We start from the raw sequence: 9,808 nt of genomic DNA on the forward strand, positions 1-9,808 counted from the left end.
CCATGCGCTGGACCGGTAAGACCCGATATCCCGAGCAGGAGATCGTCGTGCACGGCCGCGACGAGGTGACCCGCCTGTTCCTCCATGCCGTGGCGATCGGCGCCTCCGACGTGATCTTCCAGTCCGGTCAGCCGGTCCTGGCCGCCATCCACGGCGAGCTCTTCGCGCTGACCCGCGTCTGGCTTCAGCCGAGCACCATGGCGCGCATCGCCACCGACCTGTCCTCCACCGACTCGATCATGTCGAAGCTCTATGCGGGGCAGGATTTCGACCGGGCGATCACGATCGAGGACCGGATCGGCGCTAAGCGCGACGCCGAGCCGGTCCGGCACCGCTTCCGTATCAACGTCACCGCCGGCTACCACGAAGGCGATACCGGCGTGCAGATCGTCTGCCGTCACATCCCGGCCGATCCGCCGACGGTGGCCACCCTCGGGGTCGAGGACGACATCGTGGCCGAGTCCACCCCGGCCCAGGGCGCCGTGATCGTCGCCGGCGAGACCGGCTCGGGCAAGACCACCACGCTGGCCGCGCTGATCCGCCGGATCCTCGAGGAGGAGACGCCGATCCACGGCAACGTCATCACCTATGAGGCGCCGATCGAGTTCGTCTTCGAGAACGTACCATCGGCGAGCTGCACCATCATGCAGCACGAGATCGGCCTGCACCTGCCCACGTTCGCGGCCGGGGTGCGCAATTCCCTGCGGCGCAAGCCCGGCCTGCTTCTGGTGGGCGAGCTGCGCGACATGCACACCGTCATGGCCAGCGTCGAGGCGGCCCAGACCGGCCACCCGATCTACACCACGACCCACGCCAACGACGTCGCCCACATCCTGCGACGCCTGACGCTGATGTTCCCGGCCGACCTGCAAATCCAGGCGTTCCACGACGTCCTCGGCAGCAGCCACCTCCTCGTCTCGCAGCTCCTCGTGCCGCGGGTCGGTGGCGGCCGGTTCTGCCTGCGCGAGTGGCAGGTGCTCACCAACCCCGTTCGCCGCGAGGTGGCCCGGGCGGGCATGGCCGAGTCGGTCGAGACCTTGCGCGACATCATCGGCCGGGGCGAGGACGGCCGCTCCATGAAGGCCACGGTCGCGATGGCGCTCGACCAGGGCGTGATCGACGTCGCCACCGCCCGCCGCGTGCTCGAGCGCTATGGATACCGCGATGCCCGTCTCGCGGCGTAGCCTCCTCACCGGCCTCGCCGGAACCCTGGCCGGCGCGGCGCTCGGCCTCGCGGGCACCGATCCGGCTTACGCGGCGGCTCTGGCCGGTGCGGGCGCCGTTCCGCCGCCGGTGCGGCTGTGGCTGCGTCGCGACCGCACCGGCGAGGAGGTGAGTGCGATCGTCCGGACGCCGGACGGCTACAACACCCGCGACCTGCTCCTCCTGTCGTGGCTCCTGCGCGACGTCGGCGACGGCAGTTCGGCAGTCTGGATCGATCCGCGCCTGTTCGACCTCCTGGCCTCGGTTCAGGGGGCGATGAGTGCGGTCCACGGCTCGGTGGTGCCGCTGATCGTCACCTCCGGCTACCGCACGCCGCAGCACAATGCCGGGATCGAGGGTGCCGCGAAGGCCTCGCTCCATCTCGCGGGGCGCGCCGCCGACCTGCGCGCGGCCGGCTACGGCGCGGATGCGGTGGCGGTTGCCGGGGCACTGTGCGGCCGCGGCGGCGTCGGGATCTATCCAAAATTCTGCCACCTCGACATCGGCAAGGCCCGGGTCTGGGCCGGCGGACGGAAGCCGGCCGGGCAGCCCGCCCCCGGCACCCCGATCACCAAGCCGGGAGATCCCGCATGAGCGGCCGCCATATGCCCTGGCGCTGGTCGGCCGTGCCGATGCGGTTCCTCGGCCTGCACGGCAGTATCGCGGCGTTTTTCCCGCTGCTGATCCTCACGGGATTGAGCCGTTACACGTTCATCGCGATGGCGTTGTACGCCGGATTTTTGGCGTACTGCAATCACCGCAAGATGACGCCGCTGCGCTTTCTCAAATATCTCTGGGCGAAATTTATCGAGGGTGGAAAATGGCCGGCGTTCTGAACTCGCCTCCGCACCGGATCCGCCGCCGGATCCGCAAGGTGCTATTGGGCTCCGTCCTCTTGGGCGGCCTCGCCGTCGGCTCCATGCCGGCCTGGGCTCAGACCAGCTCGAACTGCCTCGTCCGTCAGGCGGCCGACGCGGCCGTCCAGCGCCAGATCGCGCTGATCGACGCGGCCAAGGTCAATCCCTCGGCCTTCTTCAACGGGCCGAACTCCTGCATCGCCGGCGATCTGCTCAAGCGCTTCGACCTGTCGAACCTGATCCCGGATCTGAGTGGCTTCCTCACGGGAGCCGCGCAGGGCCTGATCGGGTCGGTGATCGACGCGGCCAAGCGGCAGGTCTGCCAGATCCTGGACGAGCAGCTGCGCGACACGATCCGCAGCATCAACCAGCAGATGGGCAGCTTCCAGAACTCGGTATCGGGCGACCTGTTCCGGCAACTCAACGGGTCGATCTCGCCGATCAACCTGCCAAACATTACCGGCCTCGGCTCGTACAACCACGTCCAGAACACCGCGTTCGGCTCGGCGCTCACCACGAGCACAGCGCCACAGGGCGCCAGCTCGGTCGCCACCCAGCCGAGCGCGTCCGCGCCGGTCTCGGCACCCCCCCCGTCCGGCAGCAGCTACGGAGGCATGTACCAATGATCCGCCGTTCCATCGTGCTCGCCGCGGGCCTGCTTCTCGCAGGTTTCGGCTCGGCTCAGGCCGAGCCAATCACCCTGCCAGCTGGCGACTGGGGATACTCACCCGCCTCACCGGCCGACTGTAAGAGGCCGCCTCTCACAATCGAGAAAGATCGACTGATCCAACGAATTGACCAAGAGGGCGTGCGTGGGGAAGCGCGCTGCAAAATTCTAAAAATAAAGAAGCAGCCCAAGGGTATAATCTTTGTCGATACGAAATGCGATTGGGATGCTCACGTTCCGCAGGGTATGCGCGAAAGCCCAGACAACGAAAACGACGACTCGTTTTCTCTAAAGGTTATCGACAAAACAAAAATACTCTTCAACAACACGCAATATGCGTTGTGCTCGTCCAAGAAGGTGTCGGGTAATGATTGAATTAAAAATTCAATCATCGGCGCTTGTCATACTTATGGCTTCGTCGGTGCCCGCCCTTTCAGGTACGTGCCTCACGTCTGACATCATGAAACCAGCCGGTCAGAGGGTTTCGTCTCCGTACGGTGTGAACCGAACCGGCAGGGCCGGTGCGTCTGCCGGTTATCACCAAGGCATGGATATCGTGAATAGCGAAGGGGCTGGAACGAAGATCTTTTCAGGATCATCGGGTGCGATAACGTATCACAATTTTACTGGCGGCGGGATCATCGCTGATGTGGTCTCTGGAGATACGCGCTTTTTGTATCTTCATATGAACACCGCTGTTTTTAACAAAAGGCAAGACCCACAGATCACTGCCGGCGAGCAAGTGGGGACGATGGGTTGCGAGGGCATGAAAAGCTGCGCCCCCCATCTCCATCTCGGCACGCTCCTGAAGGGCAACGTCCTCGCCGCGACCGGCACCAACGGCCGGGTCTGGAAGATGTATGCCGGCAAGGGCGCGAGCCCGATGACCGCCGATGCGATCAAATCGGCGCTCCCGCAGGCCTGGTACTACGTCAATCCCGAACCGTTCCTGCCGCGCCAGCTACCGATCTCCAATCCGTACCCCGACATGGCCGGCGGCCCGCGGAACACGACCCTGCCGAAGACCTGCACGCCGGGAGCCAATGAGGGCGCGGCCAGCGAGACCGTCTCGCGCTCCGACAGCCAATCGCAGCAATCCGCGATCGCCAGCGCGGCCGAGAGGGCCACGGGCTCCGAGGACCACGCGGTCAAGGTCGCCAACCAGCCCAACCGCAGCCTCTACATCGAGCTGGCTCGCACGAACTCGGCCGAGTTAGCCGCCAACTCCTTCGACTACGACGCCCAGATCGATGCCGCGCTCGCGCAGCTCGTGACGCTCTACGCGCTCGACGCGCGCCCGATGGAGGGGAAGCCATGACACGGCCCCTCCCCCTCCTTCCGGCGAGCGCCATCCTGGCCGTCGCCTTGGCGTGTCCGGCTGAGGCGCAGAGCCTCTTCCCGCAATGGGAGATCTCCCTGCAGCGGGTGTTGTCGGGCATGCGCGTCTCCAGCGCGCAGTCGAGTGGCACCGCGCTCCAGATCACCAACGGCGACAAGGCCAGCGCCGAGGCGGTCGCCTCAACCCTGGTGAGCCAGGACAACGCCCTGCGGATCGCCAAGGCCCAGCATCAATACGGTTACGATACCGGTACGGGCTACGCCGCCTGCGACATCTCGCTCGGGCTCTCGCAGGCCAGTGACAGCGAGGCCTCCGCGACGAAGGCCCGCCAAGCCTTCGGGGCAGCAGACCGCCGCTGGCTCACGGAAGGCGGCGATGCCGGCGCTCGCATTGGCGATTCCCTCGATCAGCGGCGCAGCTTCTATTGCTCGCCCTCGGAGCAGGAGACCGGCTGGTGCAAGGGCGCCCAGCCCGGCGGCTATGGTGCCGGCGACTCCGACGCGGCGCCTTGGCTGTTCAATCGCAATTACTCGGCCGAGGAGGTGATGACGGCCGCCGACTACCTCGACGTCGTCGCCCCCCTGCCCACGGTGAAGCCCAACCCGCGAACGGCCGAGGAGGATGCCGCCCTGGTCCAGGCCCGCCGCCAGGGCGCGATCATGAGCGGTGCCCGCGCCGGTCTCGTCGGGGTCCTCGTCGGCGGCATGGGCGGCGATCGGCGCCAGGGAGGCACCCCATGAGGGCTCGAACCGCAACCGCCCTCGTCGGGCTCAGCGCCGTCGTCGCGGCGATCGGCGTCTCGGCGCCGGCACGGGCTCAGAGCTGCGTCGGCGTCGAGGGACGCGTGAACCTCGCGACCTCCACCCTGACCACGGCGATCACCGGCGCCATCACCACCACCGAGTCCGCCCTGGTCGCCCAGGAACTCGCCGAGCGGGCCCGTCTCATCTCGGCCGTGAAGGTGCTGACGGCTCAGTCGGCCGCCGGCTCCGACCAGGTGGCCAACGGCTTCCGGGCCTCGAGCCAGGCGCTCGCCACCACCCTCGCCACCCAGGACCAGCGTCAGGCCGTGGCCCTCGCCACCCACCGCTACGGCTCGATCGGCTACGACCCGTGCGGGTCGAACACCAAGGCTCAGTCGCTCTACACGGCCTTGACGGGCTCCGCGGCGGTCCGCCAGCAGATGGTCACCCAGGTTCACGCCCAGCCCGGCCGCTACGCCGACCCGAAGGACTGGGTCGCCGACGTGAAGTCCGGCGATGCCCCCGATGGCGCCGCGCTCTACAGTGGCGACCGCGAGGCCGCCACGAAGTTCATCACCACCGTCATCGGCCCGCCCGACCCGCAGCCGCGCAACACCGGAAACTCCGCGACCAACGATCTCAACAAGCTCGAGAAGACCGGCCGGGACACCTACCGCTCGATGACCGCGGTCGTGCTCGCCGACATCGCGGCCGACTACCGGCCGGACGGTCCGATCGCCAAAACCCGCGCGCTGTCGGGACACTGGCAGGGCAACGACGGCGGTGCGGCTTGGGCCGCCGGCACCGCCGGCCAGCACGACCGCGGCATCATTCAGGACGCGGTGCGGATGGAAGCGGCCAACCTCGCCCTCCTCGCCCACCAGATCAAACGCGGGATGCGAACCGAGGCCACCGCCGCGGCCCTGCTCCTGTCCATGGTCAACGCCCGCATCTCCAGCGTGCCCTCCCCCGGTCGCGGTACCTCGACCCCAGCGAGCTTCCAGACGCCATGAAGAAGCCGATCCTCCTCGCTGCGGCCCTGGCCGCCCTCGCCTCCCCCGTGGCGGCGCAGTCCTGCCTCGTCGTCGACGAGCTCTGGGTCGCCGGCCACACCAAGGCGACCGGCGCCCTGGAAACACGGGTGGCGACCATGGGCACCAACGTCGCCACCCAGCGCAGCCTCACCCTGGAAATGCTGCTCTCGGCCATGAAGGTGCAGACCGCCCAGGTCTCCACCAACGGCGAGCGGGAGGTGAACCTCGTCAGCAACACCCAGCAGGCCGTGGCCGCCACCCTGTCCCAGGTCGCCCAGCGCCAGGCCCTGGTCGATGCCCGCGAGCAATATTCCATCGACACCGGCCAGGGCGTGAACGCCTGCGGCTCCATCGACCTGATGAACTCCACCAACCGCTCCATGGGCAACGTCGCCATGACCGGCCGGGAATCCTATCGCGAACTCGACGTCGCGCCGGGCAAGAACGTCCCGATCCCGGAGGCGACCCGCGCCCGCCTGAAGGATCCGACCAAGGCCGATGCCGCGATCCTGTTCGATCCCTCCGCGAGCGACGACGACCGCAAGATCGTCATCCAGGACATGGCCGGTCTGCCGATGCCCAAGCCCACGGCCGCCATGCCGGGGGCCGAGGCCGACCTGATGATGCTGCGGGCCCGCCGCGTCGAGGCCCTGCGCTCGCCCGCCCTGGTGTCGCTCAGCGCCGTCCGGGCGATGTCGTCCACCGACGACCACCAGATCGGCACCTCCGCCGCCTCGCCGCTCGCCCAGCTCGAGGCGCTCATCGCCCAGTACGGCGGTGGGCCGCAATACGAAGCGTGGTCGGCCGGCCTCGCCGGCCAGTCCGAGCACGGCCTGCTCATCGAACTCACCCGCATGCGCTCGATGTCGCTGGCCTTGCGCCAGCAGCTCATCGAGCAGCAGGCCCGCACCGCGGCGGTCCTCGGCACCATGCTGGCCACCCAGGCCGGCGGCAATCTGTAGAGGCCCGTATGCTCCGCAGGATCACGGCCGCCGCCGGCAGCCTCGGGTTCCTCGCCGCCGCCACGGCGGCGCAGGCCCAGACCACCGGGCGCGAGATCTTCACCCCGGTCCAGAACGACCTCGCGCTCGTGAACCTGCGCAAGCTCCTCGGCTGCGTGGTCGACGGCGTCTGGACCGCCGCCGCCTGCACCGACGACCGCCCGCTCACGGTCGCGCTCGGCTACTTCAACGTCGGCTGCCTGATCGTCGCGACGATCCTCGCCTGCTACCTGCTCTATTCGATGGTGGCCGACACCGCCAACGACGGGCAGGCCTTCGGGCGCCAGTCGAGCGCCAAATACACCCTCCTGCGGGTCATCACGGGCGCGATCCTCAGCCTGCCGATCAAGTCCGGCCTGTCGCTCGTGCAGATCCTCGTCGTCCAGCTCGCGGTCTTCGGCTCGGGCTTCGGCGACACCCTCTGGACCCGCGTCGCCGGCACCGGCCTCAACGGCATGTACGGCACGCTCACCAGCCCGACCCAGGCGCTCGGGGACTTCGTGCTGCGCGGCAAGCTCGCCAAGGTGCTGGAAGGCCGCCTCTACGGCTACGTCTGCGCCCAGGCCCTGCAGACCTATGCCGACAACGTCTCCGGTCGCAGCAACGCCGCGACGGTTCGCCCGGCGGCGAGGACGGAAACCAATTCGTGGAACCCCTGGTCCGACGCGAGGGCGACCACCTATTATTTTACCGACGACAATGGGTATTTCCGCAAATCGGACAACCTCTGCGGCGCCGTCGTCTATGAGTACAACAAGCTCGGCTCGCAACTGACCGACGCCAACGATGCCAGCACCACCAAGCTGGTGATCGATCTGGCCGAACAGCAGAGCCAGCGCAGCTTCCAGGCCGCGATCAACAGCCTCGACGGCGCCGCCGCCGGCATCGCCAGCACCATCAACTCCGGCAGCCGCGACGATCAGGCGATCAAAGCCCGGATCAAACAGGCGGTCGATGCGGCCTACAACACCGCCGCCCAGAGCATGACCCAGAGCAACAATAGCCAGCTCAATCAGGCGCTTCGCAACTATCTCACCAACGCGTCCGACAATGGCTGGCTCGCTGCTGCGCTCTGGCAGCGCTCGTTGAGCCTCGTCCAGGCCAAGCTCCTGGCCTCCTCGGCGGGCCAGAACGCGGCGGTCCGGGTCGTGCCTCCGGCCAACATCAACTCGTATATCCCGTATTTCGGCCACAGCGCCTACGCGCCGCTCGCCGAGGAGGCGCAGCGCAATCTCACCTACGTGGTCAGCTTCGGCGGCTACATCGCCGCGCAAGGCACCGGCAGCATCGCCAGCGTCGCCAGCGACAACCCGGCCGCGCAGGTCGATCCATCCGATGTCTTCGCCCGCGGCCTGGCGCAGATCTACGCCGGCGTCCTCGGCATCATCAGCCAGCCCGAAAGCAGGACTTGGGTGGATCCGATCCTGGAAGTCCAGCAGATCGGTCAGCGCATCGCATCATTCGGAATGGGAACAACGGGAGTGGGCGCGACGCTAACCGGGTTTGATTGGGTGCTGGGAAAATTCGGCGTTAACGACGATAGTAAGTGGCGGGTCGTCGCTCAGGAACTGTCTTGGTTCGTCTATATCCTGGCGTTGATCCTGTTCTTTGCCGCCTTCCTGCTGATCGGCCTCGTGCCGTTCGTCGTCATCGTCCACTTCCTGATGGCGACCTTCAACTGGTTCCTCGTCGTCGCCGAGGCGATGATCGCCGTACCGATCTGGCTCCTGACCAAGTTCATGCCAGCCCGCTCCGACAGCTTCGTCGGCAACAGCGGCCAGGGCTACATGTTCTTCCTCGGCATCCTGCTCCGCCCTCCCCTGATCGTCATCGGCATGCTGGTCTCGATCCTGCTCATGCGGGTCGGCATCGACATCACCAACATCTTCTTCCGCGGCGCCCTGGCGATGATCTCGCCCGACGGCACCGTCGCCTACGCCATGGTCGGCACCGCCGGATTGTTCGTCTACGCCGTCGTCCTGTTCTCGATCGTCATCACCTCTGCGGGTCAGATCAGTGCCCTGCCCGAGACGGTGCTGTCCTGGATCGGCGGTCAGATCGAGCGCCGCACCGGCGACCACGCCGCCGTCGCCATGGCCGGGATCGTCGCGCCCCGCACCCCCGGCCAGATCCCGACAGGATCGATCAATCGCACGGTCAGGGATGCCCGCCAGGGCGGGCAGACCATGCTGGCGAAGATGCGCGGCAAGGAGTCCTGATCCATGGACGATGCTCCGCCCAAGGCCGTCGCCACGCAATTCGGGATCGCGGTCGCCCTCTCCTTCTCGGCCATGGCACTCCCGTTCGTGCCGGAGGCGATCCTGGCTTATTCGGGCTATCGCTACCTGCGCCACTTCACCTATGGCTGGCGGACCTGGCGCGCGCCGGCCCGCATTCCGCTCCATATCGGCAGGCGCGGCTATCGCGACGCGACCACTCGGCGCCGCGGCGATGCCACTTGGCCGGTCGGCCTTGCCGCTACCGGACAGGTCTGGCTCCGGCGCGAGGATCTCGTGCAGGGCTTGAGCTTCTACAGCGACGGTTCCGTCTGGCACGAGGAGGCTGCCGCCAACCTCGTGTTCGGTGCCTGCCTCAATCGTATGGGTGCCATCATCGTCCAGAGCACCAATGCGGACATGATGACCGAGCAACTGGCGGAGGTGGCCCGGCCCTTCGGTCGGGACGGCGAAATCAGGGCAATCGATCTCAGGCAGGCACCTCGGCAGCCCCTGCTGGTCTCCACCGCCAACCTAGCCGATGCGATCGCCGACCTGAGGCTCGGGCCCGAAGCCAGCGCCGTGAATCGGGCGCTCCTGCCGATCATCGAAATGCTGGCCAGCCGGTATCAGAAGAGTTCCCTCGATCTCTACCAGGCCTTCACCGACGAAACCGCCTTCACGCGCCTCCTCGCCGGCGAATACGAGATCAACCGCAAGAACGTCAGTGCCGACTCGGCCTCCTCGG

10 protein-coding genes and 1 pseudogene are annotated in these 9,808 nt (G+C 67.3%); all 11 read left to right on the plus strand.

Annotated features, from left to right (window positions below):
* The first annotated feature begins 2 nt into the window (after positions 1–2).
* Entirely contained in the window at positions 3–1,184 is a 1,182-nt protein-coding gene (locus K2X24_RS01415) for an ATPase, T2SS/T4P/T4SS family (protein ID WP_292493968.1), read from the plus strand.
* Complete coding sequence (locus K2X24_RS01420; RefSeq protein ID WP_292493970.1) at positions 1,165–1,797, plus strand: DUF882 domain-containing protein; 633 nt, start codon at positions 1,165–1,167, stop codon at positions 1,795–1,797. Before K2X24_RS01415 ends, K2X24_RS01420 begins: the two co-directional genes overlap by 20 nt.
* Positions 1,794–2,039 (plus strand): hypothetical protein, encoded by a 246-nt coding sequence (locus tag K2X24_RS01425; protein WP_091971916.1) that lies wholly within the window; start codon positions 1,794–1,796, stop codon positions 2,037–2,039. The genes K2X24_RS01420 and K2X24_RS01425 overlap by 4 nt, the downstream gene beginning before the upstream one ends.
* Positions 2,040–2,077: 38 nt before the next feature.
* Positions 2,078–2,686: a hypothetical protein gene (locus K2X24_RS01430; protein WP_292493972.1), complete on the plus strand. Its 609-nt coding sequence runs from the start codon at positions 2,078–2,080 to the stop codon at positions 2,684–2,686.
* The gene (locus K2X24_RS01435) at positions 2,683–3,102 is read left to right on the plus strand and encodes a hypothetical protein (protein ID WP_292493974.1); all 420 of its coding nucleotides are present in this window, start codon (positions 2,683–2,685) and stop codon (positions 3,100–3,102) included. Before K2X24_RS01430 ends, K2X24_RS01435 begins: the two co-directional genes overlap by 4 nt.
* A 172-nt stretch (positions 3,103–3,274) precedes the next feature.
* On the plus strand, positions 3,275–4,045 hold the full coding sequence (locus K2X24_RS01440) for a peptidoglycan DD-metalloendopeptidase family protein (protein WP_292493976.1): 771 nt from the start codon (positions 3,275–3,277) through the stop codon (positions 4,043–4,045).
* Positions 4,042–4,806 (plus strand): hypothetical protein, encoded by a 765-nt coding sequence (locus K2X24_RS01445; protein ID WP_292493978.1) that lies wholly within the window; start codon positions 4,042–4,044, stop codon positions 4,804–4,806. The genes K2X24_RS01440 and K2X24_RS01445 overlap by 4 nt, the downstream gene beginning before the upstream one ends.
* On the plus strand, positions 4,803–5,822 hold the full coding sequence (locus K2X24_RS01450; RefSeq protein WP_292493979.1) for a hypothetical protein: 1,020 nt from the start codon (positions 4,803–4,805) through the stop codon (positions 5,820–5,822). Before K2X24_RS01445 ends, K2X24_RS01450 begins: the two co-directional genes overlap by 4 nt.
* Entirely contained in the window at positions 5,819–6,805 is a 987-nt protein-coding gene (locus K2X24_RS01455; RefSeq protein ID WP_292493981.1) for a hypothetical protein, read from the plus strand. The genes K2X24_RS01450 and K2X24_RS01455 overlap by 4 nt, the downstream gene beginning before the upstream one ends.
* Positions 6,806–6,813: 8 nt before the next feature.
* A complete protein-coding gene (locus K2X24_RS01460; RefSeq protein ID WP_292493983.1) occupies positions 6,814–9,063 on the plus strand; it encodes a DotA/TraY family protein in 2,250 nt (749 codons plus the stop codon).
* A 3-nt stretch (positions 9,064–9,066) separates the two neighbouring features.
* Positions 9,067–9,808: pseudogene (locus tag K2X24_RS01465) on the plus strand (hypothetical protein); the annotation flags it as partial.

It is taken from the genome of Methylobacterium sp. (genome assembly GCF_019750675.1).
Classification (GTDB): domain Bacteria; phylum Pseudomonadota; class Alphaproteobacteria; order Rhizobiales; family Beijerinckiaceae; genus Methylobacterium.

What these genes read in the sequence shown, in the direction of transcription:
- K2X24_RS01460 (WP_292493983.1), top strand. Translation starts at nt 6,814, where the DNA reads ATGCTCCGCAGGATCACGGCCGCCGCCGGCAGCCTCGGGTTCCTCGCC.
- K2X24_RS01445 (WP_292493978.1), top strand. Translation starts at nt 4,042, where the DNA reads ATGACACGGCCCCTCCCCCTCCTTCCGGCGAGCGCCATCCTGGCCGTC.
- K2X24_RS01455 (WP_292493981.1), top strand. Translation starts at nt 5,819, where the DNA reads ATGAAGAAGCCGATCCTCCTCGCTGCGGCCCTGGCCGCCCTCGCCTCC.
- K2X24_RS01450 (WP_292493979.1), top strand. Translation starts at nt 4,803, where the DNA reads ATGAGGGCTCGAACCGCAACCGCCCTCGTCGGGCTCAGCGCCGTCGTC.
- K2X24_RS01425 (WP_091971916.1), top strand. Translation starts at nt 1,794, where the DNA reads ATGAGCGGCCGCCATATGCCCTGGCGCTGGTCGGCCGTGCCGATGCGG.
- K2X24_RS01420 (WP_292493970.1), top strand. Translation starts at nt 1,165, where the DNA reads ATGCCCGTCTCGCGGCGTAGCCTCCTCACCGGCCTCGCCGGAACCCTG.
- K2X24_RS01440 (WP_292493976.1), top strand. Translation starts at nt 3,275, where the DNA reads ATGGATATCGTGAATAGCGAAGGGGCTGGAACGAAGATCTTTTCAGGA.
- K2X24_RS01415 (WP_292493968.1), top strand. Translation starts at nt 3, where the DNA reads ATGCGCTGGACCGGTAAGACCCGATATCCCGAGCAGGAGATCGTCGTG.
- K2X24_RS01435 (WP_292493974.1), top strand. Translation starts at nt 2,683, where the DNA reads ATGATCCGCCGTTCCATCGTGCTCGCCGCGGGCCTGCTTCTCGCAGGT.